The sequence below is a fragment of the Streptomyces tirandamycinicus genome (assembly GCF_003097515.1).
Taxonomy (GTDB): domain Bacteria; phylum Actinomycetota; class Actinomycetes; order Streptomycetales; family Streptomycetaceae; genus Streptomyces; species Streptomyces tirandamycinicus.
Genome location: NZ_CP029188.1, coordinates 4,911,760 through 4,936,456, shown reverse-complemented (window position 1 = coordinate 4,936,456; position 24,697 = coordinate 4,911,760). Strand labels below are relative to the sequence as shown.

Here is a 24,697-nt window from a genome sequence, read left to right as displayed (position 1 = left end):
AGGGCTCGGGAACTCGGGCGGGCTCAGAGGAAGTACAGGCGGTTCAGGGACATGGACTCCACCGGATCGGAGCGCAGGGGATCGCCGTCGAGCGTGACGAGTCCGCTGTGCGCGTCCACGGCCACCTGGCCGACGCGGGAGTTGCGGAGCAGGTCCCTGGGGCCGATACCGCGGGTGCCGCGCACCGCGACACGCCGCCTGCGGGTGGGCATGGTGTCGTCGCCGAGGGCGGCCGCGGCCTGGGACACGAAGGCCACGGAAATCTCCGCCGGGGTCGCGCCGTGCGCCCCGAACTGCGGTCCGAGGACGAGCGGTTCGCAGGTGTCGGTCGCCGCGTTCGGGTCGCCCGTCACCCCGTACGCCGGAAAGCCCGACTTCAGCACCAGTTGCGGCTTGGCGCCGAAGAACTGCGGCTTCCACAGCACGATGTCGGCGAGCTTGCCCGGCTCGATCGAGCCGATCTCGTGCGACAGCCCGTGGGCGATCGCCGGGTTGATGGTGAGCTTGGCGATGTAGCGCAGGACGCGGGCGTTGTCGTCGTGCGCGCCGTCGCCCTCCATGGGGCCCAGCTCGGCCTTCATCTTGCCGGCCATGGCGAAGGTGCGCCGGACGGTCTCGCCCGCGCGGCCCATGCCCTGGGCGTCGGACGAGGTGATGCCGATCGCGCCGAGGTCGTGCAGCACGTCCTCGGCCCCCATCGTCCCGGCGCGGATCCGGTCCCGCGCCATGGCCGCGTCGCCTGGCAGGTCGGTCTTGAGGTCGTGTACGGAGACGATCATCCCGTAGTGCTCGGCGACCGCGTCCCGGCCGAAGGGCAGGGTCGGGTTGGTGGAGGAGCCGATGACGTTCGGCACCCCCGCCATGCGCAGCACGTTGGGCACGTGGCCCCCGCCGCAGCCCTCGATGTGGAAGGCGTGGATGGTCCGGCCCTCCAGGACCCTCAGCGTGTCCTCGACGGAGAGGCACTCGTTGAGGCCGTCGCTGTGCAGGGCGACCTGCACGTCGTACTCCTCGGCCACCCGCAGGGCGGTGTCGAGCGCGCGGGTGTGGGCGCCCATGTCCTCGTGGACCTTGAAACCGGACGCGCCGCCCTCGGCGAGCGCCTCGACGAGGGGGGCCTCGCCGGAGGACGAACCGCGGGCCAGGAAGCCGATGTTGACGGGCCATGCGTCGAAGGCGCCGAAGGCGTGCCGGAGCGCCCAGGGGGAGTTGACGCCGACGCCCCAGACCGGGCCGAACTCCTGGCCGATGATCGTCGTGACGCCGGAGGCGAGCGACGCCTCCATCACCCTCGGCGAGAGCAGGTGGACATGGGTGTCCACGGCGCCGGCGGTGGCGATGAGCCCCTCGCCGGAGACGATGGTCGTACCGGTGCCGACGACGACGTCCACGCCGTCGACGGTGTCCGGGTTGCCGGCCCGGCCGATGCCCGCGATCCGGCCCTCGCGGATGCCGATGGACACCTTGCGGACGCCCTGGACGGCGTCGATGACCAGCACGTTGCTGATGACCACGTCGCAGGTGTCGCGTACGGCGGCCGCCTTGAGGTGCAGTCCGTCACGGGCGGTCTTGCCGAAGCCGGCGAGGAACTCGTCCCCGGCCTTCTGCGAGTCGGACTCCACCCGGACGACCAGGCCGGAGTCGCCGAGGACCACCCGGTCTCCGGCGCGCGGGCCGTGCACGCCCGCGTACTCGTACGGGTCGATGCCGTACTCGTACGGGTCGATGCCGCTCACTGGTCCTCCTCGGGCCGGCAGGGCGCCTGCTGCCGGGATGGGCGCGGTGCGGATTCCCGCCGGACGGACTGCCCGGCGGCGGGCCCCTGCCCGGCCGTGTTCCGGCCGAGGGGGCGCTGCTGTCCGCCGGTGGCTCCGAGATAGCCGCAGGCGGCCGCCCGCCGCAGGGCCTCCGCCTTCGCTCCGGGGGCGTCGAGCGGGCCGTCGACCAGGCCCGCGAATCCGATCGCCACGCGGTCGCCGCCGATCGGCACCAGTCCGACCCGGACCTCGTCGCCGGGGCCGAAGCGGACGGACGAGCCCGCCGGCACGCAGAGCCGCATGCCGTAGGCCGCCGCCCGGTCGAAGTCGAGCCGCGGATTGGCCTCGAAGAAGTGGAAGTGGGAGGTGACGCTGACCGGTACGGCTGCGGTGTTGCGCACCGTGAGCCGCACCGCGGGCTCCGGCTCGGGGTCCGCGGGTCCGGGCAGTACGGCGCCGGGCGCCGATGCGCCGAGCCCTCCGCCGCCGATGGGGTCGGAGACGACGGCGAGCCGCGACCCGTCGTCGAACACCGCCTCGACGTGGACCTCGGTCACGACGTCGGCGACGCCGGGGAGGACGTCCTCGGGGCCGAGCACGGAGCGGGCCGCCTCGACGGCCTCGGCGAGCCGGCGGCCGTCCCGGGCCGCCTCGCACACCGTGTCGGCGATCAGCGCGGTCGCCTCGGGGACATTGAGCCTGAGCCCCCGGGCACGCCGCGCCCGGGCCAGTTCGGCCGCGCCGAACAGCAGCAGCCGGTCCCGTTCGGTCGGGGTCAGTCGCACGTCACCACGCCTCCCTGGAGGCCCGCCGGGGGTCCTCCCACTGGATGCAGCATGCCGGAATCCTCACTTCCGATTCCGGATGTTCGAACGACACTCTAACCCCGAAATCCGTTCACGGGAAGCATTGACCCGGGACGTGGAACCGGTCCACATTGAGCAGCACTCAAACCATTGCCGGCGGAGCAGGAGAGCCCGATGCCGATCGAACAGCACGGAGTCGACACCATCCCCGAGGCGGAGCGGACCAGCGGCCCCCGCGATCTGGTGGCGATCCTGCTGGGCTCCAACCTGTGCCTCGGCGTGATCGTCTTCGGCTGGCTCCCGGTGTCCTTCGGACTGGGCTTCCGGGGCGCGGTGACCTCGGTCGTCGCGGGCACCGCCGCGGGGGTGGCCGTGACGGCCCCGCTCGCACTCGTCTCGCTGCGCACGGCGACCAATCTGTCCACCTCCAGCGGCGCGTTCTTCGGGGTGCGCGGCCGGCTGATCGGCTCGGTCGTCGGACTTCTGCTGTCCCTCGGCTACACCGCTCTGACGCTGTGGGTGGGCGGCGACGTCATGGTCGGCACCCTGGCGCGGGCGCTCGGCATGCCGGCCGGGGACGCCACCCACGCGGTCGTCTACGCCGTGCTGGCCGCGCTGACCGTCGTCGGCGCGGTCTTCGGCTACCGGCTGCTGCTGCGGATGAGCAGGATCCTGGCCGTGGGCATGATCGTGCTCCTCGCCCTGGGTCTCGTCGCCTACGCGCCGGAACTCACCACGGCGGCGCCGGCGGGCACCCCGTACCTGCTGGGCTCCTTCTGGCCCACCTGGGCCCTGTCCGCCGTGGCCGCCGGGCTCAGCGGCCCGATCGCGTTCATCACGCTCCTCGGGGACTACACCCGCTACATCTCCCCCGGGCGGCACACCCCCCGGTCCGTGCTGAACGCCACCTGCCTCGGCCTCTTCGCCGGGCTGCTGATACCGCAGCTGTTCGGCACCGTGACCGCGCTGGCGGCCCGGGCCTCGCTCGACTACGCGGGGCCCCTGGTCGAGGCCGCCCCCGCCTGGTACGTACTGCCGCTGCTGCTGGCCGCAGCGGCCGGCTCGGTCGGCAACGCCGGACTGATGCTCTACTCGATGGGCCTCGACCTCGACGCGATCGTGCCCCGGGCCGGCCGCACCACGGCCACCGTGATCGTCGCCGTCGCGGCCACCGCGTTCGTCTTCCTCGGGCACTTCACCTGGGACGCGCGGGCGGCGATGACCTCGTTCGTACTGCTGCTCACCGCGATCGGCACGCCCTGGGCCGTGATCACCCTCATGGGCCATCTGCACTGCCGCGGCCGCTACGACGCCGACGCCCTGCAGGTCTACAACCGGCGCGCCCGGGGCGGCGCGTACTGGTTCCGCGGCGGCTGGGAGCCGCGGGCGACGGCGGCCTGGGCACTCGGCGCGGCCGTCGGGCTGCTCTCCGTGTCGACCCCGTTCCACGAGGGCCCGCTGCTCGGCCTGACCGCGGGAGTGGACTGCAGCTTCGTACTGTCGGGCCTGACGGGTGGGCTGGTGTACGGCGCGGTCCGGCCTCGCCGGGACCGGAACGGCTCCGGCGGCGCGCCCGCCACCCCGGGCCGGACCGGGCGGGCGGCGGCCGGGGCCTCCTGAAGCCGCTCGCCGACCGGGCGCGAGGGGGTCGACCGGGGGCGACGGGGTGCGCCGCGGGGCGCGTCCCGCGGCACCGGCCCGCCAGGGGTCAGCCGAGCTCGTGCATCCAGCCGTGCCGGTCCTCGGCCGTGCCGGTCTGGATGTCCAGAAGGGCCCTGCGGAGCTCCATCGTGACCTTGCCCGGCTCGCCGTTCGACTGGGTCCACTCGCCACCGGTGGACTTGACGGTGCCCACGGGCGTGATGGCGGCGGCGGTGCCGCAGGCGAAGACCTCGGTGAGGGTGCCGTTCTCGGTGTCCCGCTTCCACTGGTCGGTGGTGATGGTGCCCTCCTCGGACTCATAGCCGAGGTCCCGGGCGAGGGTGAGCAGCGAGTCGCGGGTGATCCCGGCGAGCAGCGAGCCGGTGAGTTCGGGCGTGACGATCCTGTCCCCGTACACGAAGTACAGGTTCATGCCGCCCATCTCCTCGACGGTCCGGTGCTCCAGGGCGTCGAGCCAGACGACCTGGTCGCAGCCCTTCGCCGCGGCCTCGGCCTGGGCGAGGAGGGAGGCCGCGTAGTTGCCGCCGGTCTTGGCGAAGCCCATGCCGCCGGGGACGGCGCGGACGTAGTTCTCCGACAGCCAGACGGAGACGGGCTTGACGCCGCCGGGGAAGTACGGGCCGGCCGGCGAGGCGATGACGATGAACAGGTACTCGTTGGCCGGGCGGACGCCCAGGCCGACCTCGTTGGCGAACATGAACGGACGCAGGTAGAGGGAGCCCTCGCCGCCGTGCTCCGGGACCCATGCCTTGTCCTGCTGGACCAGGGCGTCGCAGGCCGCGATGAAGGTCTCGACCGGCAGTTCCGGCATGGCCAGGCGGCGGGCGGACAGCTGGAAGCGCCGGGCGTTCGCGTCGGGCCGGAAGGTGGCGACCGAACCGTCGGGCCTGCGGTAGGCCTTCAGCCCCTCGAAGATCTCCTGCGCGTAGTGCAGGGTCATGTTGGCCGGGTCGATCGACAGCTGCGCGTAGGGCGTCAGCTGGGCGTCGTGCCAGCCCCGGCCCTCCGTCCACTTGATCGTCACCATGTGATCGGTGAAGTGGCGGCCGAATCCCGGGTTGGCCAGGATCGCCTCGCGCTCCGCGTCGGACAGGGGGGTCGAGGAGGGCTTGAGCTCGATCGAGGGCGTCGTCATGTCTGCGTGTCCTTCACCGTGTGTTTGTGACGGACCGCGCTCACGTCTGTACGTCCGCCCGCCTCGCCCGAGGCGGTACCAGGACGTCCGAGCTTCCCCGCATGAAGCGGCCCCACGTTCGATTATCGCAGTGCGTGGGGGCCGGAACGGAACAGCGTGGGCTGCGGCCCATGAGTCGATGGTGGCACCCGTAGGCCGCAGAGGAGAAGCCGCCGGGTGCGTGTGCGACCCGGCGGCTCCGAGGTTTCGGGATCCGACGGGTCAGCCCGCTACTCGTACCGCGAGCGCGTCGCCGATCTCGTCGGTGGTGCGGAGACTGCCTCCCGCTGAGCCCTCCGGGCCGGGGCGGGACTCCCCACGGGCCGCCAGGTCGGCGGCGACGGCCTCCTCGACACGGACGGCCTCGGCCTCGTGACCGAGGTGGCGCAGCAGGAGGGCGACGGACAGGACCGTGGCCGTGGGGTCGGCCTTGCCGGTGCCCGCGATGTCGGGAGCGGAACCGTGGACGGGCTCGAACATCGACGGGAATTCACCCGTCGGGTTGATGTTCCCGGAGGCGGCCAGGCCGATGCCGCCGGTCACGGCCGCGGCGAGATCCGTGAGGATGTCACCGAAGAGGTTGTCGGTGACGATGACGTCGAAACGCTCGGGCTGGGTGACGAAGAAGATCGTCGCGGCGTCGACGTGCAGATAGTCGGTGGTGACCGCGGGGTACTCCTCGGCGACCTTGTCGAAGATCCTCTTCCACATGTGGCCCGCGTGGACGAGGACGTTGTTCTTGTGAACCAGCGTCAGCTTCCTGCGGGGGCGGGCGTCGGCCCGCGCGAACGCGTCCCTGACGACCCGCTCGACGCCGTACGCCGTGTTGACGCTCACCTCGGTGGCGACCTCCGCGGGCGTACCGGTGCGCAGGGAACCGCCGTTGCCGGTGTACGGGCCCTCGGTGCCCTCGCGGACCACCACGAAGTCGATCTCGGGGCGGCCGGCCAGCGGCGTCGCCGTGTTCGGGAAGAGCTTCGAGGGACGCAGGTTGACGTAGTGGTCGAAGGCGAACCGCAGCTTGAGCAGCAGCCCTCGCTCCAGGACGCCGGCCGGTACGGAGGGGTCGCCGATCGCACCGAGGAGGATCGCGTCGTGGTGCCTGAGGGCGTCGAGTTCCGCCTCCGGGAGGGTCTCGCCGGTGCGGTGCCAGCGCTTGGCGCCGAGGTCGTACTCCCGGGTCTCCAGCTTCACGTCCTGGGGAAGCACGGCCGAGAGGACCTTGAGGCCCTGGGCCACGACCTCCTGGCCGATGCCGTCGCCGGGGATCACTGCGAGATTGAGGCTGCGAGACATGACCGCACCGTACTCCGCGTCCCACCGAATGACACTCGACGTCCACCATGCGGACGCATGCGGCGTCCGCGACCGCTCTGCGCCGCGCACCGGTTCCCGCCCTTCACCGCGCCCGCGGCGGGCACGTGCTTCGGAGTGACGACGCGTACCGGGGTCCCGGTCCCCGGCCCGCAAGGGGGCGGTGGGGCCGGTGACCCCCGGGCGCCACCGGCCGGTCCCGCCGGTCAGTGGCCGGTTTCGCCGCCGTTGTCCCTGCGGTCCAGGGCGCGCTGGAGAGCCGCGGCGGCATTCGCGGCGGTGCTCCTGCGGTCGGTCTCGCTGATGCGGGGCGCGTGGCGGACACGGCGACGGAGAAGGGTCTGCTCGGGCATGGGTCGACTCCTTGAGATCGGGAACGATCGAAGGCGCCGGAAGGGGCGGGGAGCGGGCCGCAGGGGTTGCCTGCTTCGGGGCTCCGGCTCGGGCCGCCATTCGCTGGATCGAGCGAGACGTTCGGCTTCTACAAAGCTAAGGGACCGGGGCCTCGCTGTCTCCACAATTACTCGGACTTCCTACAATCTGAGACGCGATCTTGGAGAGTCGCTGGTCGGAGCGATGTCTCCGCGGCGATTCGGGCGCGCTCCGCAGGGCGGGCGGCGGGAGTCAACGGGGCGGATGCCACTGGCGGCTGACGCGGGGTGCTGCCGCGGGGTGCTGCCCTGGGCGTCATCGCGGGGGCGAAGCCGTCCCCGCGGATCGTCCGGATCCCGGAACGACCGGACTCGGGGCCTGGCCGCAGGCTCGGCAAGAGGCTCGGCAAGAGGCTTGGCCCCGCAAAGGCTCGGCCCACAGCCTGCCTTGGGCCTGGCCCCGGGTCCGGCCACCGGCGCCGGACGCACCGCGGCGTCACCGCGGACCCGTCGCCGTCAGAGCACGCCGCCGGAGCACGTCGCCGGAGCACGTCGTCACCAGAGCGCGCCGCCGTCAGAGCACGTCGCCGTCGCGCCAGTCGAAGAGCAGGGAGGCCGCCGCGGGGTCCGGCAGGGACCGTCCGGGGGGCTGCCGGAGGAAGGTCGAGTCCTCCTCGCCCGGGAGGGGGACGACGCCGTCGGGGCCGAGGACCTCGACCCTGCCGCGCCACTGCCGCCAGCCGCGGCTGCGGTACAGCTCCGCGCCGTCGTCGGACGCCGACAGCGCGCCGAGCTCGTACGCGCCGTCGATCACCCGCTCCAGAGCGCCCGTCACCCGCCCGCCCAGCCCTTGGCGCCGGCGGTCGGCCCGGACGGCCACCGCCTCGACGTAGCCGACGCGGTAGGAGCGCCGCCCGTGCACCACCCGGCGCATGATCACGCTGCCGTGGGCGGCCAGGCCGTCCCGGTCGCGGATGAAGGCGTGGATGCCGCCGAGCCCGTGGGACCAGTCGTCGTCGTCGAAGTCGCCGTCGAAGGCGGCGTCGAGCAGGGCGCGGATCTCGGCGAGGGCGGCTTCGGACAGCTGGTAGGTGTGGGCCGTGCGCAGCGACCCGGTCGTGTTGTCCGTCATGCGGGCAACTCTCTCAGGCACGGGCGCTCCCGCCGCTGCCGAGGACCGTCACGGCGTCGGGAATCCGCCACGCCCGGGGCGAGTTGGGCGCCTTGCCGGTCCCAGGGCTCTCCGGCCTCCACGGCCGTCGCGACGCGCACCGGCCCCGGAGGCCGCCTTGCCCGTCCACGATCCGCGGGCCGGCCGGGCTCACCCGGCCACGACCTCCCCGGACGGAGCAGCTAAGGACTGTCCCGCAATCCCCAGCGGGCGCACGACGACAGCTGCGGCACCTCGCCGTGTTGTCGGATCGCCCGAATACGCCCAGTATGAGGACGACCCTCCGCCTTGCGATGCACCCCCATCTGACGCCGCGCGCTGATCCGCCGGTGATGACGGGACAGCCCTTAACGCGAGACCGCCTTCTCCAGCTGGTGCGCGACCCGGTCCACCCAGTCGGTGAACTCCTCGCGGCGGTGGGCCTCGCCGCCGCACAGCGCGGCGGCCTGCGGATCCGTGATCCTGTCCGGCCCTGCCGCCACCAGGAGCCGATGGAGCTCCTTCATGACGGAAGCGAGCCGCTGTGCGTCGGAATGCTCGATGGCGTCGACCCCGTGGCCGGGGCCGAGTGTGGTGGAACCGGGCATGGCGTGCCTCCTCGCGCGGGCCCCCTCCCCAGCAGCGTAAGCCCGCCCCCGGCCGGGCGCCGGACGTGAGCCGCCCCCGGCCAGGCGCCGGACGTGAGCCGCCCCCGGCCGGTCCCCGGGGAACCGGCGGGGGGCGGTGCTCACGGGAGCGGGCCGTCAGCCCATGTGCGGGTAGCCGTACTCGGTCGGCGGGACCAGCGTCTCCTTGATCGCGCGGGTCAGGGTCCAGCGCATCAGGTTCTGCGGGGCACCGGCCTTGTCGTTGGTGCCGGAGGCGCGGCCGCCGCCGAAGGGCTGCTGGCCGACGACGGCGCCGGTCGACTTGTCGTTGATGTAGAAGTTGCCCGCCGCGTAGCGGAGCTTGTCCATCGTGTACGCGGTCGCCGCACGGTCACCGGAGACGACCGAGCCGGTCAGCGCGTACGCCGACACCGACTCCATCTGCTCCAGCATCTCCTCGTAGGCGTCGTCCTGGTAGACGTGCACCGCGAGGAACGGGCCGAAGTACTCGGTGGTGAAGACCTCGTTCGCGGGGTCCGTGCACTCGACGACGGTGGGGCGGACGAACCAGCCCTGGGAGTCGTCGTAGCTGCCGCCGGCGACGATCGTGCAGGTCGGGTCCTCCTTGGCGCGGTCGATCGCGGCCTTGTTCTTGGCGAACGCGCGCTCGTCGATGACGGCGCCGATGAAGTTCGTCAGGTCGGTGACGTCGCCCATCCTGATGCCGTCGACCTCGGCCGCGAACTCCTCCTTGAAGCCGGAGTTCCAGATGGAGGCCGGGATGTACGCGCGGGAGGTCGCGGAGCACTTCTGGCCCTGGAACTCGAAGGCGCCTCGGGTCAGGGCGGTCTTCAGGATCGCCCGGTCGGCGCTCGGGTGGGCGACGACGAAGTCCTTTCCGCCCGTCTCGCCGACGATCCGCGGGTAGGAGCGGTACTTCTCGATGTTGTTGCCGACCGTCTTCCACAGGTGCTGGAAGGTCCTGGTCGAACCGGTGAAGTGGATACCGGCCAGGTCGGGGTGGTGCAGCGCGACCTCGGAGACGGCGATGCCGTCGCCCGTGACCAGGTTGATGACGCCCTTGGGCAGCCCGGCCTCCTCCAGCAGCTCCATGAGGAGCACGGCGGAGTGGGTCTGGGTCGGGGACGGCTTCCAGACCACCACGTTGCCCATCAGGGCCGGGGCGGTGGGCAGGTTGCCGGCGATGGCCGTGAAGTTGAACGGCGTGATCGCGTAGACGAAGCCCTCGAGCGGGCGGTGGTCGAGCCGGTTCCACACGCCGGGGGAGTTGGCCGGCGGCTGCTCGGCCAGGATCCGGCGGGCGTAGGCGACGTTGAACCGCCAGAAGTCGACGAGCTCGCAGGGCGTGTCGATCTCGGCCTGCTGCGCGGTCTTCGACTGGCCCAGCATCGTGGAGGCGGCCAGGGTCTCGCGCCAGGGGCCGGAGAGCAGTTCGGCGGCACGCAGGATGATGGCGGCGCGGTCGTCGAACGACATCGCGCGCCACGCCGGGGCGGCGGCGAGGGCCGCGTCGACCGCGTCCTGGGCGTCCTGCCGGGTGGCGCCCCGGAAGGTGCCGATGACGGCCTGGTGGTTGTGCGGCTGGACGACCTTGAACTCGTCGCCGCCGCCCATGCGCTTCTCACCGCCGATGGTCATCGGCAGGTCGATGGGGTTCTCGGCCAGCTCCTTGAGCTTGGCCTCCAGCCGCGCGCGCTCGGCCGAACCGGGAGCGTAGCCGTGCACCGGCTCGTTGACGGGGGTGGGGACCTGGGTCACAGCGTCCATGGCTACCTCTTCCGAGTGAATATCCAAGTGAATGGCTGACTCCAGCCGGCGGAGCTGAAGCGGTGGCAGGTGTCGGTTGCGTCGCGGTCAGGGCCTGACCGTCACGTGCCCGCCGCGGCGGGTGTGTGACGGGACATTCGGGGCGGAGTCACGGCTTCGGTGTCTCCCGGTGTGCCTTCCGGGGGCTTCCCGGAGTGCCTTCCGGTGCACCGGGCGCGGAACCGGGTCCGGCCCGGCCGGCCGGAGCGGCGGCGGATGCCGGCGTCCGGCAGGGCTCCGGGTGGTGGCCGTCGCCGATCCCTCCCCCATCAGTTCTTGGTGATCATCGAGCGGACGAAGAACAGCAGGTTGGCCGGCTTCTCGGCGAGTCGGCGCATGAAGTAGCCGTACCAGTCGGTCCCGTACGCGGTGTACACCCGCATCCGGTGGCCCTCGGCCGCCAGCCGCAGGTGCTCCTCGCTCCGGATCCCGTACAGCATCTGGAACTCGTACTCATCCAGTTTGCGCCCGGCGCGGCGCGCGAGCTCCTGGCCGACGGAGATCAGCCGCGGGTCGTGGGACCCGATCATCGGGTAGCCCTCGCCCTCCATCAGGGTCCTGAGGATCCGGACGTACGCCTTGTCGATCTCGGCCTTGTCCTGGTGGGCGACGGAGGCCGGCTCCTTGTAGGCGCCCTTCACCAGACGGACGCGGCTGCCGTCGGCGGCCAGCCGGCGGGCGTCCTCCTCGGTGCGGAACAGATAGGACTGGATCACGCACCCGGTCTGCGGGAAGTCCCTCCGCAGCTCCTCGTGGACGGCGAACATCGAGTCCAGGGTGGTGTGGTCCTCCGCGTCCAGGGTGACCGTGGTGCCGATCGCGGCGGCGGCCTCGACGACCGGGCGGACGTTCGCGAGCGCCAGCTCGTGGCCGCCCTGCAGGGACTGGCCGAACATCGACAGCTTGACCGACAGCTCGGCCCGGGTGCCCAGGCCCAGGGGGGCGAGCTGCTCGATCAGCCGCAGATAGGCGTCGCGTGCCGCGGTGGCCTGCTCACGGGTGGTGATGTCCTCGCCCACCACGTCCAGGGTGACCTCCAGGCCCCTGCCGGTGAGCCCGGCCACGATCGGGATGACCTGGTCGACCGTCTCCCCCGGGATGAAGCGGTCGACGACCGGCTTCGTCATCGGCGCGGCCGAGACGAGACGGCGCATCCGGTCGCTGCGCGACGCGGCGAGGATCAGGGGACCCAGCACGGGCACCTCCACGGAACACGGGTAGCGGGGGCCGGAAACCGGCCGCTCGGTGTACGGCACGGATAACCACCGTGAAACCTAAATATCGCTCCGGCGCCGGGCCATCGACAGCTGTCACGCATCCAGCCGCACCTCTTCAGACATTTGTCTGAAGAGGTGCTCTCCCGATGGGAGAATGCTGGGGTGAAGGGCGATTACCAGGAACTGGTGGACGAGATATCGGGGCTGCTGGGCGTCCCGGCGACGCTGGAGAACCGGGACTTCGAACTGATCGCCTTCGGCGCGCACGACAGCGACGACGACAGCACCATGGACCCCGTCCGCACCCGTTCGATCCTCACCAGGAAGTCCACCGCCGAGGTGCGGTCCTGGTTCGAGGGCTTCGGCATCACCCGGGCGGCCGGCCCGGTACGGATCCCCGCGGCCCCCGAGGCAGGCGTCCTCCGCGGCCGGATCTGCCTGCCCGTCCGCCATCGCGGGATCGTCCTCGGCTATGTGTGGCTGCTCGACTCCCGGCCCGGGCCGACGGCCGCGCAGCTGGCGTCGGCCATGGACGTGACCGACCGGATCGGGGCCCTGCTCGCCGACGAGGAACGGGCCGGGGCGGATCTGTCGCGGGAGTTCCGCGCCGTGCTCACCGCCGAGCGCGGCTGGCAGTACGACATGGCCCTCGCGGCCCTCCGCACGGCGCTCGGGCCGGCCGCGGACGGGCTCCACACCGTGGTGTGCGTGGCCCCCTGGTCCTCCTTGGACGAGGCCCCGTCCGCCCGCGCCGTCGCGGGCGCGTCGGCCCTGTGCACGGTGCCCTGGCCCCGGCCGCGGGGTCCGGTCGAGCAGCGCCCGGCCGCGGCGCCCGGGCCCGGCGCGGTCACCGGCGCTCCTCCGGCCGGCCCCGGCGGCCCAGGCGTCCCCGGCAGGGACGGCAGGGACGGTACGGCCGGGTCGGGACGGACCGGGCAGGGCGCACGCGGCGGGCGGGGTCCGGACGAGGACCCTCGTACCGCCTTGGGCCCGGCCGGCGACGGCGGTGCGGACGGGCACGCCCTCGCCGTGCTGGTGCGCCTGCGCGCCGCCGACGTGCTCGCACCCGCTGTCGGCGCGGCCGGCCGGCTCGTGGAGGCCACCGGGACCCGCGCCGGTACCGGAACCCGTGCCGCGGGCGTCGCCCTCCCCCGCCGGGGCACGGTGGGCCTCGACGCCTCCTGGCGGGAGGCCGCCTCGGCCGCGCGGGCCGCCCTCGCCGAGCCCCGGCACGGCCCGGTCGCCGCATGGGCCTCGATCGGCCCGTACCGGCTGCTGACCGCCCTGCCGTCCGGGCTCTCCCCGGACCCCGTGACCGCGGCCCTGCTCGCGCCGGCGCACGCCGAACTCGCCCGGACCGCAGAGGTGTTCCTGGACTGTGCGGGTCAGGCGGGCCGTGCGGCCGCCGCCCTGGGCATCCACCGCCAGACCCTCTACTACCGGCTGTCCCGGGTGGAGCGGCTCACCGGGCTGGATCTGGACGAGGGCGAGGACCGGCTGCTGCTGCACATGGCGCTGAAGGCCGCCCGGCTGTGACCCGGTCCGGAACCGCGGCTCCGGCCGGCAGCGCGAGCCCGAGGACCGGTCAGTCCGACAGCTCCAGCAGACGCTGCATCAGGCGCTGCTCCTCCCCGGCGGCCTCGTGCACCAACGCGGACGCGTCGCGGAGGGGTTCCGGCGACGACACGGCGCCCGCCTCCTGCACGAGTCCGGCCACCTCGGTCCACGTCTTCGACACCTGCCGGTACATGTCCGAGACCTCTTTGAATTCGCCGGTACCGGTGACATCGGCGGTCTCCGCCAGGAACTCCGCCCACATCGTGCGGAACAGGCCCCCGCCGGTGCCCGCGTCCTCCATGATCGTGCAGATCTCGGAAAGGCTGTCCGCGGGCGACTCCAGGTCGTCGAGCCACTGCGGCATCAGGTCGGCGACCTTGTGCATGCCCTTGTAACCGAAGTTGGAGATCGGCGGATTCAGAAAATTCTCCGCCGCCGACCTGATGCCTTTGCGGGCGGCTTCCCCCAGATCGGGAATACCGCCCTTCGGTAGATCGAGGGTGAAGGCGCGGTTACGCGAACTCATCGGGCCACCGGCGTTCCGCGCGGTCGCGAGGGATTCACCGGAGGCCCATTGCAGGCCGAGCGGCTGAGTCTCCACCAGGGCGAAACGGTCGTCGTCGTACCCGACGCAGGCGACATAGTGGGCCGCGAACCGGAAGTCGTCGGTGGAGTAGTCGAGGAAGTAGCGGTCGAGCTTGAGACCGACGACGGTTCCGGAATCAAGCTCGGCCAGCAGGTGTTCCCTCGCCCGCTTCGCCGAGGACGTCTCGTGCACGGACAGCCGCAAGTTCAGCGCCTTGGCGAGATTCTCCGACAGCGTGTCGGGCTTGATGCGGCCTCCGAGGAACGGCGTCGGCATCTGCTTCGTCCGCCAGTAGATGAACGACAGGCCACCGGCGAGGCCAAAGACAAACGACTCCGACAAGCCGATCTCTCGCTGCTGCAAAAGATTCACGAGGGTGGTCGATTCGCAGTGATTACCCACGTACGGATCTGCCTTTAATAGCGACATGAACTCACGTCTCCCTTCCTTCGCGTAGAGCGTAGCGCAACCCGCTGAACCGGGTTTGCCGGCGCCCAAGATCAGGAAGGTGTCCACTCGCTCATATTCGCGACACCAGGAAGTTGCCGAGGAACAGGTGGTCCATCTCCGTCTTGAGGTAGCAGGACAGAGCATCCGCGGGCGAGCAGACGATGGGTTCACCGGCGACGTTGAACGAGGTGTTGATCAGACAGGGAATGCCGGTCAGCTCGGTGAACTGGCGGAGCAGCTCGGCGAGCAGGGGATTGCTCTGCTCGGTGACCGTCTGGATCCGCGAGGTGCCGTCGACGTGGCAGGCGCCCTGGATCGATTCCCGGTACTCGGGCCGCACCGGGACCACGAAGGTCATATAGGGCGAGGACTTCTTCTTGCCGAGTTCGAAGACGTCGGGCGCGAGGTGCTCGAGGACCACGGGGGCGAAGGGACGGAACTGCTCCCGGTGCTTGATGCGTTCGTTGATGATGTCCTTGATGTCGGGGAACTTCGGGTTGGCCAGGATACTGCGGTTGCCGAGGGCCCGCGGCCCGTACTCCATACGTCCCTGGAACCACCCGATGACGCACCGCTCCCGCATCAGGGTCGCGGCCTCCCGCGGCACGTCCGCGGGGTCCAGTTCGCGCCAGACGACCCGGTCGGCGTACTGCCGGAGGGCCGCCTGGATCTCCCGGGCGTCGTAGCGGGGGCCGAGGTACGGTGACGCGCCGGCCCGGGGCGGTGTGCCGGCCTGCCGGCCGGCGAAGAGAGCCGCCCCGATGGCCACGCCGACGTCGCTGGCGCCGAAGCTGACGTCCATCTCGGAGAAGCGTGAACGCTCCAGCAGCTTGCTGTTGTTGACGCAGTTCAGGGCGAGTCCGCCCTCGAAGATCACGCGGGGCAGATCGCTTCTGGTCTCGAGCGTACGGAACTGGCCCGCGGTCACCGTCTCGAGCATGTGCTGGGCCGCGCAGGCGACGCGTACCCGGTAGTCGAAGTCCTCCCGGCATTTCGCGTCTCCGCCGAAGATGCGATCGAAGAGTTCGTAGTACGCGGGAACGGCGTTCCCCGGGTAGGGAATCCGGTAGGTGCCGTCGGGGCACATCTCGACCACGTGTGCGAGGAACGGGTTCGGCTCGGGCGGTGTGCCGTAGCCGGCCAGCCCCATCACCTTGTACTCGTCGTTGTTCGGGACGAATCCGAGGTACCGCGTCACCACGGAGAACAGCATCGCCAGCGAGTGCCGCGAGTCGATGGTCATGTCGTCGAAGATCTTGACCTCGCCGTCGCGCACCTCCCCCATGATCGACGACAACCACTCGGCCCGGCCGTCGCTGACCAGGAAGGCCGCGTCCCGGCCGCCCGACAGGTGGTATCCGGTCATCAGGTGTGCGATGTGGTGCGGGACCCGGACCAGCTTCCCGGGACTCAGCCGGTGGCCCGTGTGCTCGAGGAAGTCGGCTGCGGTCGCGGACTGGGCGAACATCGCCTCATGGGTCTGCGCCAGGCGCTCCAGGCGGGCGAACTTCTGCTCGACGGTCGCCGCGGGGTCCTCGGTGATCTCGGTGATCATCCTGTTCACCACGTCCTGGGAGAACTGCCAGGAGAAGGCGAAGGTGTCGACGTCGTCGAAGGACATCCCGGCCGATTCCAGGCACCAGCGCATCGCGTTGACCGGGAAGCGCGACGTCTTCTTCTCCCGGTTGAGCCGTTCCTCCTCGACCGCGGCGACCAGCTTCCCGTCGACGACCAGGGCGGCGGACGAGTCATGGCCGTACAGCAGGTGACGGTCGATTCCCGTGGCGCGGTAGAGGCGCCCGAATATCTCCGCGGACCTGCCGAATCCGTTGTAGCCCAGAACGATCACGAGGAGTTCCTTTCGCTATGGCCAGATCGTGAGGTAGTCCGAGATCACAGCCGACCGCCGGAAGCTCGCGTCCAGCACCGCGCCGGTCAGGTCGGCACCGCTGAGGTCCGCGCCCTCCAGGTTCGCGCCCACGAGCCGGCAGCCGTTCAGCTCGGCCAGGATGAGGTACGCCTCGCACAGATCGGCGCCCGCGAGATTCGCGCCCCTCAGGTCGGCGCTGATCAGATACGACTCGGTCAGCACGGCGCCGGTGAAGTCCGCGTCGGCGAGCTCGGCGCCCTGCAGATCGGCACCGTGCAGCACCGCCTTGCGCAGGTCGGGCCGGAAGGGGCCCTGTGCCCGGCGCCGCCGGGCGTACTCGTTCCAGCGTCCGGGCCCCTGGAGCAGTACGGACTCGTCCTCGGTGGGCATGCCTCCACCTCGCGTCTACAGAGTGGTGAGCGCGGTGAGCGCCCGCTTCTCGACGTCCATCGCGGACCGCGCCGTGTCCGCCACGGCGTCCACGAGCGTCTTGAGATCGTCGCGCGCGGTGGCGGTGCCCGCTGTCAGCAGTGCGGAGCCCAGGTTCGACCACAGCCGGCCGCTGTCCAGGAACCGCCCGGCCGCGTCGGCGTAGCGTGCGTCGCCGGTGCTGTCGGCCATCCTCGTCAGGAAGCGGCCGATCATCGGGCGGAACAGCCCGCCGCCGGTGCCGAAGGACTCGATCTGACGGCCCAGGTGGAGCAGTTGACGCGCCAGGGCGTCGGTCCGCACCGCACGGCCGGCCGAGTCCACGTCCTCGACCTCGCCGCGCTTGGACTGCGGCCATGTCACCGCCGTCGTGGCCAGCAGCTTCATCCCGGGGATGCCCGCCTGCCGGCTGCCCGGCCTGAGCATCTCGCGGCACAGGTTGCGGACGGCGACCGGGCCGACGAGGTCCAGCTGCGGCGTTCTGCGCGGTGCGCCGAAGACGTAGACCCGCCAGTCCGGGTTCAGCGGGGGCGAGTTGCGGCTGGAGCGGGCCGCCTGCAGTTCGGCGGCGCTCACGGCCACGGGTTCGTCGAACGCCGGATCCGACACCTCGAAGGCGTCGGATCCGAGCGGGCGTACCACGTTGACGAAGTACCCGCCGAAGGAGGAGCGCCCGTCCAGCCCCCAGTACGGAAGCAGCCCGAGGTCCACCCGGGTCATGACGGCCGGCGCCGACTCGAGCAGCTTGGCCAGGCCCGCACCGGACTTCGGCGCGTGGGTGGCGACCTCGACGCCCATCAGCCGCGACGCCCGGAGCGGCATGATCGTCTGCTTGCCGACGGCTATGTCCGGAGCGTCGCCGTTCGCCGGGAAGAACGAGAAGCCGAAGCCTCCGTCCAGCCCGAACACGATCTCCTCCTCGACCTCGTATCCGCCGGCCGCGAGAACGGCGCACTGGCAGGCCGACTCGCAGTGGATACCCCTCCGGTGGACGTAGCGGCCGGTCGCGCTCATCGCGTCACCCCTGTCCCAGTTCCATCAAGGACCGCCGCAACCGCGGGTCCATCTTCTCCACCGCGTACCGGAACGTGTCGCGGGGCATCTCGGTGTGCCAGGTGCGCAGGAACTCGGCCACCTCGTCGGGATGGACCTCGGCGGTGACCTTGAGCAGCCAGCCGCAGCCCTTCTGCACGTAGACGTCGTCGTCGTGCATCAGCCGGACGCAGTTGCCGAGGACGTGCGGCAGCGGCAGCTCGAAGACCGTCCGGCCCACCGTGCGCCGGACGAACTTCACGACGGCCACGTTCGCGGCGCGCCTGACCCACGGGGAGTCGGACTCGACCCAGCGCCGGGTCCGCGGGATCAGGTCCGGATGCCCGAGGAAGAACGGATACAGCAGCTTCAGGCACAGGTCGTCGCACTGCGCCCAGTTGGACACGTACGTGCCCAGCCAGTGCTCGCAGTGGTCCAGCAGTTCGTCGCCCAGCTGCGTCCTGGCGACCTTGTGCAGGACCGCGAAGCCCAGCAGCACCTCCTCGTGGTACTTGGCGCGCGCCAGCAGCTCCTGGGCCAGCAGCAGCCGGGTGGCCGCGGGGACGTCGCGCCGGTCGCGGAAGTAGTCGGCGGCGATCCCGGCGACGGCGGCGTTGCCGACGCCCAGCGCCCGGATCTCGTACGGGAAGTACCGCTGCATGCCCGCCGCGAAGTCCGGATCGGCGCGGGCCGCAAGCGTCGTCGACAGCTCGCCGGCGGCCTCCGGCACGTTCATCACGAGGTGCCGATCGTGAGGGTGAGGGGCCGGGTCGTCGCGGCCTTCGGCGCGCGTTCCAGCCGGGGCTTGCCCTGCATCACGTACTCGTACTCCTGCTGCATGTCGGCCACGGCCCGGATGGTGTCCCGCGAACGGTCCGTCAGGTTCTGCCCGCCCAGACCCCACCACAGATACCAGTTCTTGTGGCTCAGGTAGGCGTTGCGGACGAAGTCGAGCGTTTCCCGGTCGTCGAGGATCGCCGGCTCCACGTAGAAGGCGGGGACGAAGGTGCCCTGCCCCTCCTGGAGGATTCCGGCCTTGACGGCCTGGCGCTGCAGCTTGGTGCCGCTGAGGATCCGGATGCCGAGGTTGGCGTAGATCTGGGCCGGGTTCAGGAACCGCTCGGTGAACCGGATCGACTCCCTGAGCGCCTGCGGGGTCTCTCCCGGCCCGCCGAGGAAGATGCAGTGGGTGTGCTCGATCGGGCTGGCCGTGAACAGGCGGTCGATCTCGAGGACCCGGGCCATGTCGAAGCCCTTCATCAGGTCCGAGAGGGCTTCGTCGGTGAGCGCGTCGGTGCCGAGGTCCACCCGGATGCAGCCGGCCGCGTGCAGCAGTTCCACGAACTCCGGTGTGACCGCGTTCGGTGTCAGCTGGCAGTACCAGGGCACGTCGAGCTTGGCCCGGATCATCTCCTCGCACACCTCGGCCGCGTACTCCATCGGGTAGTTGAAGGTCGCGTCGACGATCTCGAACTCCCGCACGGCCGTGTTGTCCTTCATGGCCCGCTGGATCTCGCCGACGACCTCGGCCGGATCCTTGAACCGGTCCCCCTTGCCCTCGGTCTTGCGGATGATGCAGTAGGAGCAGAACAGCTTGCAGCCGCGCTTGGTCTGCAGGGTCTCGATGGCGGGCTGGTGGTCGCGGGTCAGGTCGGAGGCCGCGGAGACGCCCTCCTCGAAGTACCGGGGGTCGTAGACGGACCGGTCGGGCTCCAGCGCGCCCAGGTCGAACGCGGAGTTCGACGGGTTCTGGCAGAACTTCCCGTTCTCGTCGAGGTAGCAGAGTCCCGAGATCGACTCCAGCCGCCCGCCGGACTCGAGGTGGTCGAGGAGCTGGACCACGCCCGCCTCGCCCTCACCCGCGATGCCGTAGTCCGGCTGGGCGTACTCGAAGAAGGACAACGGCTCGACCGAGAAGCCGGATCCGCCGAGGACGACCTTGGCGCTGGTGTACTTGCGTACGCACTGGACGATCTTCTCGGTCATCGGGCCGAAGAAGACCGGATCGATGAACGTCAGGTTGTCCAGGTTCCGCACGGCGATGCCGACCACGTCGTACGTCCGGGTGGTCAGCTTCTCCCGGACCGCCTTGAGCTCCCTGGACTCCCAGAGCAGGTCGAGGACGTCCACGTGGTGGCCGGCGTGCTTGAGCGCGGCGCTGATGTAGGCCATGCCGATCGGCAGGGCCGGCCGCGGCACCCTGATCTTGTTGGTGGAGATGAGCAGTACGCGCATGGGCCTTCACTCTCGTTCGAGCTGCCAGTACGTCGCCGGCTGCAGGTCGCCGCTGAGGGTGGCCTTGGTGCGGTAGCGGCGCATGCGGTCCAGATCGACCTCGACGACACCGACGCCCGCTTCCTTGCCGAGGTCCACCATCCGTTCGTCGCCGTCGACGAAGTCGAATCGCTCGGCCTCGAGGAACAGCGGGTCCGCCAGGATCTGGCTGCGTCCCATGTAGCCGAATCCGGCGTACAGATTGGTGCCGATCCCGGACGCGAACGCGATGATGCACTCGGCGTCCACCGCCCGGACCGGCAGGCGCATGTTCGCCACGTACGCGAACATCTCGGGCACCAGCGCGGAGCACACGATGACGTCGACTCCGCGGCGGCCGTACTCCCGTGCGACCTCGGGGAAGTTGATGTCGTAGCCCTGCATCAGGCCGACACGGCCGAACCCGACGTCGAAGACCGGGTACTCCGACCCGCTGCTGAGGTAGCGGGCCTCCAGTTCGTGGCAGTGCACGCGCCGGTACCGGCCGAGCAGGGTCCCCTCCGGGCCGCACAGCACCGAGGTGCTGTAGTAGCGGCCGTCGTCGCCGCGCTCCAGCAGGCCGGCTACGACATGTGCACCGGCCCGCCCCGCCTGCTCGCAGAGGAACTCGGTCTCCGGCCCCGGGATGGGCACCGACACGTCCGCGACCTCGAGGATGTTGCCGGAGGTGGAGAACGCCTCGGGCAGGCAGATCAGGTGCGCCCCCTGCTCGGCGGCCTGGTGGATGTACCGCTCGGCCTTGCGCAGGTTCTGGGCGGGCTTGCCGAGTTTGGACTCCATCTGGACGATCGCGATCGTGGTCCCGGGCATCATGTGCTCACCGGTTCGAGGGGACGGGAGGAGATCACCAGGCCGAGGTCCTCCTCGACCGCCTGCCAGTCCGTCAGGCCCGCCTCGCGGAGCAGCTCGGCCGCCTCCTCGCGGGTGTACGCGGCCTGCAGCGACCGCATGAACTCGTCGCCGCCCTCCTTCACGAACTGCAGGATGAAGGTGATGTGCCCCTCCTCCGCGTGCCGGTTCATGTCCTCGATGATCACGACGCCGTCGGGCTTGCAGATGCGGGCGCACTCCCTCAGCGTCTCGACCGGCCGGCGCCAGCGGTGCAGCGACGAGAACGAGAACACGATGTCGGCGGAGTCGTCCGGGAACGGCAGCCGGTGCAGCTTGGCCATCTCGAACTCGACGTCGCCGGCGGTGTTCGCCCACACCGCCAGCGTCAGGTTGTCCTCGGCGACGTCGACCAGGTTCTGGTTCTCCTCCACCCCGGACACGGCCAGGTCCGGCAGCTTGCCGGCCACATGGAGCGACAGCAGTCCGGTGTTGAAGCCGACCTCGACGAGGTCGGTCATCCCGTCGCGGACGTTGGCCAGGATGCGGTCGCTCGGCCGCTTGTACGCCATCAGGGCGGACCGGCGCATGCCGAGGTCGTAGAAGCGCACCTTGTCGATGTCGTCGTGCGGTGACGGCTGCGGCACCCGGTCGGTCAGGTTGAGCAGTCGGGTATCAGTGGTCACAGCCGGTCTCCTCGCTCCTCGGCCGGGAGGTGATCTGCAGGGGGATCGGCTGGCGCGAGATGAAGTTGGAGATGTCGGCCCCCAGATGCTGCGGGTAGCGCCGGTACTCCGGCGAGTAGAACGCCTTGGAGATGTTGTCCAGGTAGTACCAGCCCTTCGGGCCGGTCACCTCGATGCCGTCCTCGTCGGCGGTGATCAGCCCCTTCTCGGTCAGGTCGTCGATCTCGGCGCGGAACATCTCCATGAAGTCGACACCGTGGATGCGGCGGAAGCGGTCCCGGTTGACCCGCCCGGCCTTGACGCCGAGGACCATCGACCGCCGGATCGCCTCCGGCTTGGTGATGTGCTTGCCCATGGAGATCGGCAGCCGGCCCTCCGTCACCGTCTGGATGTAGCGGCCGATGTCGGGCTCGTTGAAGTACCAGTGGTCGCGCAGGTGCCCGGTCGCGGTGGGGCCGAGCGGGATGATGGGGATGTCCTCGCTCCACGACGTCTCGCCGTACTTCGGCTGGTAGCCAGGCTTGGCGAAGCAGTCGCCGTAGTAGCCCAGGAAGCCGCTCTTGGAGAGCTTCTCCGCGGCGAACAGGAACATGTCGTCGACCACGGCCTTCTCCGGGACCGGCGGCAGCTTCCTGCGCTTCGTGGAGACCTGTGCGAACTCCATGTACGTGTAGAACGAGATGCAGGTGACCCCAAGGTCGATGGCGACGTCGAGGCTGTGCTCCCAGCTCTCCATCGTCTGCCCGTTGATGCCGTGCATCAGGTCGATGTTGATGTTCTCGAACCCGCACCGGCGCAGCAGCCGGATGCTCTCCTTGAGCATCTCCGGGTCGTTCGGGCGGCCGATGTTCTTCAGTTCCTCGGGCACGAAGGTCTGCACGCCGAGGCTGATGCGCCGGATCCCCCGCTCCAGCAGGACGGTGGCCTTCCGCTCGGTGATGTCGACCGGGGTGGTCTCGATGGAGAAGTCCGCGCCCTCCTCGACGTTCAGGCTGCCGAACAGATGGCCCAGCAGATCGTCGAGCTGGGGGGCGGTCAGCGCGGTCGGGGTTCCGCCGCCGATGTAGCCGAGGGTGATGACGTGGTCCTGGATGTACGGCCGGCCGGCGTAGTTGGTGATCTCCGTCTTCAGCGCGTCCAGGTAGGTGCGCGTCAGGTCCCGGTCGGTCTGGTGCTTGATGTACGGGCAGCTGAAGCAGAGCCGGTTGCAGAACGGGATGTGGACGTACACCCCCATGGGCTTGCGGGCGAACACCTCCTCCTCGTTCACCGGCACGTGCTTCGTCGGGTACTGCCGCACCCACTCGCTGTCGCGTTCCGGGTACTCCTTCCAGAACGGCATGCTCGTGGTCGTGGTGGTGATGCTCATGCGATGTCCTCCGGTTCGGCTTGGTCGACGAGGGAACGGACGACGTCCGCCAGGGTGGGCTGGAAGTAGGACGCGGAGCGCAGTGCGAGGCCCGCGGCGTGGGCGCGCGCCACCAGTTCGGCCAGGGTGGTCTGGTGGTCGCCGTCGGACAGGTCGAGCTTCACCCCGTGTTCGGCGGTGTGGACGCGGCGGACCAGGCCGTCCGGCGCCGCCTCCCGCTCCGCCCAGGAGTGCAGCCGCGCGAGGTGCGCCTCGGTGAAGGCCTCCAGGATCAGGCTGGACCGCTCCCCCCACCGGGTGACGGCGTCGAGCGAGGCGTCCTCGACCTGGCGGCCCTGGTGCAGCACCACGACCGAGTCGGCCAGTGCGACCAGTTCGTCACGGTGATGGCTGGCGAACAGCACGCCGACGCCGTCCTTCTTCAGGCTCCGCAGCAGCTCCAGCAGCGTCTCGCGCGCGGTCGGGTCGAGGCCCGTGGTCGGCTCGTCGAGGATCAGCAGGTCGGGGCGGTGCGCGACGGCGCAGATGACGTGCAGCTTCCGCTGGCTGCCGCCGGAGAGACTGCGGACGTACTGGTGGCGGTATTGTTCGAGACCGGCCAGCGCGACCAGTTCCTCGTACCGGCCCGGGTCCGCGCGCCGGAGCTTGAGCTGGTGCTTGAGGTAGGTCTCCACGGTGACGCCGTCCGGCAGGTCCTTGGCCTGCTGGACGTACCCGATGTGGCGGCCGACCTGGCCCCAGCGGCGGGGCGCGGTGCCGCAGACGCGCACCGTGCCGCCGGCCGGGCGCAGCAGTCCGGCGACGAGCCGGATCAGCGTGGTCTTCCCGGCGCCGTTGGTGCCGATGATCGCCATGCCCTCGCCCGCGTGCACCGAGAACTCGATGGAGCGGAGGGCGAAGTCGGGGCTCACCCGGTGGTCGAGCCGGGAGACCGAGAGCACCGGTGCTCCGGTGCCTGTGGTGTCAGCCATGGCCGATCCTCCTGCGGAAGGCCCAGGAGGCGATGCCGAGGGCCAGGAACGAGTAGGCCACCGCGAGGACCGAGGCCGCGGTGGCGGAGAGGTCCGGCGAGGTCGCGGCGCGGAAGATGTCGACGTGCACCGAGAGCGGGAGTTTCTCGAAGACGTCGCCGAGCGTGCCGAGGTTGTCGAGCGGGAAGAAGATCCCGGCGAAGTACATCAGCGGGATGACGATGATGTTCACGACCGCCGGGAAGGAGATCTCGTTGCTGTACGTCGCGATGAGGATGCCGAGCCCGGCGAAGGCCGTGCACGCGGTGAAGAACCCCAGCACGAACAGCGGGACCGACTCGATCCGGGCGTCGAAGACCCCGACCCCGAGCACGAGCACGAGCACGAACTGGAACAGGCACTTGAGCACGACGCCGACGATCCGGGCGAGCAGGAACCCCGAGTACGACAGGGGCGACAGGATCAGGTCCTCGATCGTGCGGCGGTTGCGGTCGATGATGACCGTGTAGCCGACGGTGTAGGTGCAGCTGAACATGATGCCCGCGCCGATGATGCCGGGGAACACGAAGCCGAAGTAGTTGGCGGCGGTCGGTGCCGGGCTCACCATCTGGTCGGTCGCCGCCCCGAAGGCCAGCACCATCGACACCGACGTCAGCAGCGTCGAGACCGCGAACAGGCGGTTGTCGAAGAACTGCCGCATGTCCAGGGCGACGAGCCCGAGGACGTCGCCGAGCCAGCTGGACTCGGGCTGCATACGCG

The 24,697-nt window shown here is 70.6% G+C and carries 22 protein-coding genes; 2 read left to right on the top strand and 20 right to left on the bottom strand.

Annotated features, from left to right (window positions below):
- Nucleotides 1-23: 23 nt before the first annotated feature.
- Together DDW44_RS21850 and ureA are read right to left on the bottom strand one after the other, a co-directional pair.
- The gene (locus DDW44_RS21850; RefSeq protein ID WP_017946714.1) at nucleotides 24-1,736 is read right to left on the bottom strand and encodes an urease subunit alpha; all 1,713 of its coding nucleotides are present in this window, start codon (nucleotides 1,734-1,736) and stop codon (nucleotides 24-26) included.
- A complete protein-coding gene (ureA, locus tag DDW44_RS21845) occupies nucleotides 1,733-2,542 on the bottom strand; it encodes an urease subunit gamma (RefSeq protein ID WP_108907459.1) in 810 nt (269 codons plus the stop codon). Before ureA ends, DDW44_RS21850 begins: the two co-directional genes overlap by 4 nt.
- A 195-nt stretch (nucleotides 2,543-2,737) precedes the next feature.
- Here ureA and DDW44_RS21840 point away from each other — a divergent pair, with 195 nt between their 5' ends.
- Nucleotides 2,738-4,183 carry a cytosine permease gene (locus tag DDW44_RS21840; protein WP_108907458.1) on the top strand — a complete coding sequence of 482 codons (1,446 nt, stop codon included), beginning with the start codon at nucleotides 2,738-2,740 and terminating at the stop codon, nucleotides 4,181-4,183.
- Between the two features lie 88 nt (nucleotides 4,184-4,271).
- Here the strand turns inward: DDW44_RS21840 and DDW44_RS21835 are convergent, their stop codons facing one another.
- The 7 genes from DDW44_RS21835 to DDW44_RS21810 form a co-directional block, all read right to left on the bottom strand.
- On the bottom strand, nucleotides 4,272-5,360 hold the full coding sequence (locus DDW44_RS21835) for a branched-chain amino acid aminotransferase (RefSeq protein ID WP_018891256.1): 1,089 nt from the start codon (nucleotides 5,358-5,360) through the stop codon (nucleotides 4,272-4,274).
- A gap of 261 nt (nucleotides 5,361-5,621) precedes the next feature.
- Nucleotides 5,622-6,695, bottom strand: a complete 1,074-nt coding sequence (locus DDW44_RS21830; RefSeq protein WP_108907457.1) for a 3-isopropylmalate dehydrogenase — start codon at nucleotides 6,693-6,695, stop codon at nucleotides 5,622-5,624.
- Nucleotides 6,696-6,919: 224 nt separating this feature from the next.
- A complete protein-coding gene (locus DDW44_RS32145; RefSeq protein ID WP_017946719.1) occupies nucleotides 6,920-7,066 on the bottom strand; it encodes a hypothetical protein in 147 nt (48 codons plus the stop codon).
- 592 nt (nucleotides 7,067-7,658) lie between these two features.
- On the bottom strand, nucleotides 7,659-8,216 hold the full coding sequence (locus DDW44_RS21825) for a GNAT family N-acetyltransferase (RefSeq protein WP_017946720.1): 558 nt from the start codon (nucleotides 8,214-8,216) through the stop codon (nucleotides 7,659-7,661).
- A gap of 386 nt (nucleotides 8,217-8,602) precedes the next feature.
- Nucleotides 8,603-8,842 carry a hypothetical protein gene (locus tag DDW44_RS21820; protein WP_018891258.1) on the bottom strand — a complete coding sequence of 80 codons (240 nt, stop codon included), beginning with the start codon at nucleotides 8,840-8,842 and terminating at the stop codon, nucleotides 8,603-8,605.
- A 156-nt stretch (nucleotides 8,843-8,998) separates the two neighbouring features.
- Nucleotides 8,999-10,630 (bottom strand): L-glutamate gamma-semialdehyde dehydrogenase, encoded by a 1,632-nt coding sequence (gene pruA, locus DDW44_RS21815; RefSeq protein ID WP_108907456.1) that lies wholly within the window; start codon nucleotides 10,628-10,630, stop codon nucleotides 8,999-9,001.
- Nucleotides 10,631-10,938: 308 nt separating this feature from the next.
- Entirely contained in the window at nucleotides 10,939-11,865 is a 927-nt protein-coding gene (locus tag DDW44_RS21810) for a proline dehydrogenase family protein (protein ID WP_108908901.1), read from the bottom strand.
- Nucleotides 11,866-12,048: 183 nt separating this feature from the next.
- Between DDW44_RS21810 and DDW44_RS21805 the strand changes: the two genes are divergently transcribed.
- Nucleotides 12,049-13,422 (top strand): PucR family transcriptional regulator, encoded by a 1,374-nt coding sequence (locus DDW44_RS21805; RefSeq protein ID WP_108907455.1) that lies wholly within the window; start codon nucleotides 12,049-12,051, stop codon nucleotides 13,420-13,422.
- A 49-nt stretch (nucleotides 13,423-13,471) separates the two neighbouring features.
- On the opposite strand, the gene DDW44_RS21800 is transcribed toward DDW44_RS21805, so the two are convergent.
- The 11 genes from DDW44_RS21800 to DDW44_RS21750 are packed head-to-tail and all read right to left on the bottom strand — an operon-like array spanning nucleotide 13,472 to nucleotide 24,692.
- Entirely contained in the window at nucleotides 13,472-14,545 is a 1,074-nt protein-coding gene (locus DDW44_RS21800) for a BtrH N-terminal domain-containing protein (protein WP_240800372.1), read from the bottom strand.
- A 4-nt stretch (nucleotides 14,546-14,549) separates the two neighbouring features.
- Nucleotides 14,550-16,328, bottom strand: a complete 1,779-nt coding sequence (locus DDW44_RS21795) for a carbamoyltransferase family protein (protein WP_108907454.1) — start codon at nucleotides 16,326-16,328, stop codon at nucleotides 14,550-14,552.
- A gap of 15 nt (nucleotides 16,329-16,343) precedes the next feature.
- Nucleotides 16,344-16,739 carry a pentapeptide repeat-containing protein gene (locus tag DDW44_RS21790; RefSeq protein ID WP_017946727.1) on the bottom strand — a complete coding sequence of 132 codons (396 nt, stop codon included), beginning with the start codon at nucleotides 16,737-16,739 and terminating at the stop codon, nucleotides 16,344-16,346.
- Between the two features lie 15 nt (nucleotides 16,740-16,754).
- Nucleotides 16,755-17,792 (bottom strand): BtrH N-terminal domain-containing protein, encoded by a 1,038-nt coding sequence (locus tag DDW44_RS21785; protein WP_108907453.1) that lies wholly within the window; start codon nucleotides 17,790-17,792, stop codon nucleotides 16,755-16,757.
- Nucleotides 17,793-17,796: 4 nt separating this feature from the next.
- Nucleotides 17,797-18,546, bottom strand: coding sequence for a DNA alkylation repair protein (locus DDW44_RS21780; protein ID WP_108907452.1), 750 nt, complete (start codon nucleotides 18,544-18,546; stop codon nucleotides 17,797-17,799).
- On the bottom strand, nucleotides 18,546-20,045 hold the full coding sequence (locus DDW44_RS21775) for a B12-binding domain-containing radical SAM protein (protein ID WP_108907451.1): 1,500 nt from the start codon (nucleotides 20,043-20,045) through the stop codon (nucleotides 18,546-18,548). Before DDW44_RS21775 ends, DDW44_RS21780 begins: the two co-directional genes overlap by 1 nt.
- 6 nt (nucleotides 20,046-20,051) lie before the next feature.
- Entirely contained in the window at nucleotides 20,052-20,897 is an 846-nt protein-coding gene (locus tag DDW44_RS21770) for a carbon-nitrogen hydrolase family protein (RefSeq protein ID WP_244224080.1), read from the bottom strand.
- A complete protein-coding gene (locus DDW44_RS21765; protein ID WP_108907450.1) occupies nucleotides 20,894-21,598 on the bottom strand; it encodes a class I SAM-dependent methyltransferase in 705 nt (234 codons plus the stop codon). The genes DDW44_RS21770 and DDW44_RS21765 overlap by 4 nt, the downstream gene beginning before the upstream one ends.
- Nucleotides 21,588-22,967 (bottom strand): coproporphyrinogen-III oxidase family protein, encoded by a 1,380-nt coding sequence (locus tag DDW44_RS21760; RefSeq protein WP_108907449.1) that lies wholly within the window; start codon nucleotides 22,965-22,967, stop codon nucleotides 21,588-21,590. The genes DDW44_RS21765 and DDW44_RS21760 overlap by 11 nt, the downstream gene beginning before the upstream one ends.
- The gene (locus DDW44_RS21755) at nucleotides 22,964-23,938 is read right to left on the bottom strand and encodes an ABC transporter ATP-binding protein (protein WP_018891270.1); all 975 of its coding nucleotides are present in this window, start codon (nucleotides 23,936-23,938) and stop codon (nucleotides 22,964-22,966) included. Before DDW44_RS21755 ends, DDW44_RS21760 begins: the two co-directional genes overlap by 4 nt.
- Nucleotides 23,931-24,692, bottom strand: a complete 762-nt coding sequence (locus tag DDW44_RS21750; RefSeq protein WP_108907448.1) for an ABC transporter permease — start codon at nucleotides 24,690-24,692, stop codon at nucleotides 23,931-23,933. Before DDW44_RS21750 ends, DDW44_RS21755 begins: the two co-directional genes overlap by 8 nt.
- Between the last annotated feature and the right edge of the window lie 5 nt (nucleotides 24,693-24,697).

Bases quoted from the DNA above. Each gene is read 5' to 3' on its own strand.
- DDW44_RS21840 (WP_108907458.1), top strand. From the start codon at position 2,738: ATGCCGATCGAACAGCACGGAGTCGACACCATCCCCGAGGCGGAGCGG.
- DDW44_RS21835 (WP_018891256.1), bottom strand. From the start codon at position 5,360: ATGACGACGCCCTCGATCGAGCTCAAGCCCTCCTCGACCCCCCTGTCC.
- DDW44_RS21830 (WP_108907457.1), bottom strand. From the start codon at position 6,695: ATGTCTCGCAGCCTCAATCTCGCAGTGATCCCCGGCGACGGCATCGGC.
- DDW44_RS32145 (WP_017946719.1), bottom strand. From the start codon at position 7,066: ATGCCCGAGCAGACCCTTCTCCGTCGCCGTGTCCGCCACGCGCCCCGC.
- DDW44_RS21825 (WP_017946720.1), bottom strand. From the start codon at position 8,216: ATGACGGACAACACGACCGGGTCGCTGCGCACGGCCCACACCTACCAG.
- DDW44_RS21820 (WP_018891258.1), bottom strand. From the start codon at position 8,842: ATGCCCGGTTCCACCACACTCGGCCCCGGCCACGGGGTCGACGCCATC.
- pruA (WP_108907456.1), bottom strand. From the start codon at position 10,630: ATGGACGCTGTGACCCAGGTCCCCACCCCCGTCAACGAGCCGGTGCAC.
- DDW44_RS21790 (WP_017946727.1), bottom strand. From the start codon at position 16,739: ATGCCCACCGAGGACGAGTCCGTACTGCTCCAGGGGCCCGGACGCTGG.
- DDW44_RS21785 (WP_108907453.1), bottom strand. From the start codon at position 17,792: ATGAGCGCGACCGGCCGCTACGTCCACCGGAGGGGTATCCACTGCGAG.
- DDW44_RS21780 (WP_108907452.1), bottom strand. From the start codon at position 18,546: ATGAACGTGCCGGAGGCCGCCGGCGAGCTGTCGACGACGCTTGCGGCC.
- DDW44_RS21775 (WP_108907451.1), bottom strand. From the start codon at position 20,045: ATGCGCGTACTGCTCATCTCCACCAACAAGATCAGGGTGCCGCGGCCG.
- DDW44_RS21770 (WP_244224080.1), bottom strand. From the start codon at position 20,897: ATGATGCCCGGGACCACGATCGCGATCGTCCAGATGGAGTCCAAACTC.
- DDW44_RS21760 (WP_108907449.1), bottom strand. From the start codon at position 22,967: ATGAGCATCACCACCACGACCACGAGCATGCCGTTCTGGAAGGAGTAC.
- DDW44_RS21755 (WP_018891270.1), bottom strand. From the start codon at position 23,938: ATGGCTGACACCACAGGCACCGGAGCACCGGTGCTCTCGGTCTCCCGG.
- DDW44_RS21750 (WP_108907448.1), bottom strand. From the start codon at position 24,692: ATGCAGCCCGAGTCCAGCTGGCTCGGCGACGTCCTCGGGCTCGTCGCC.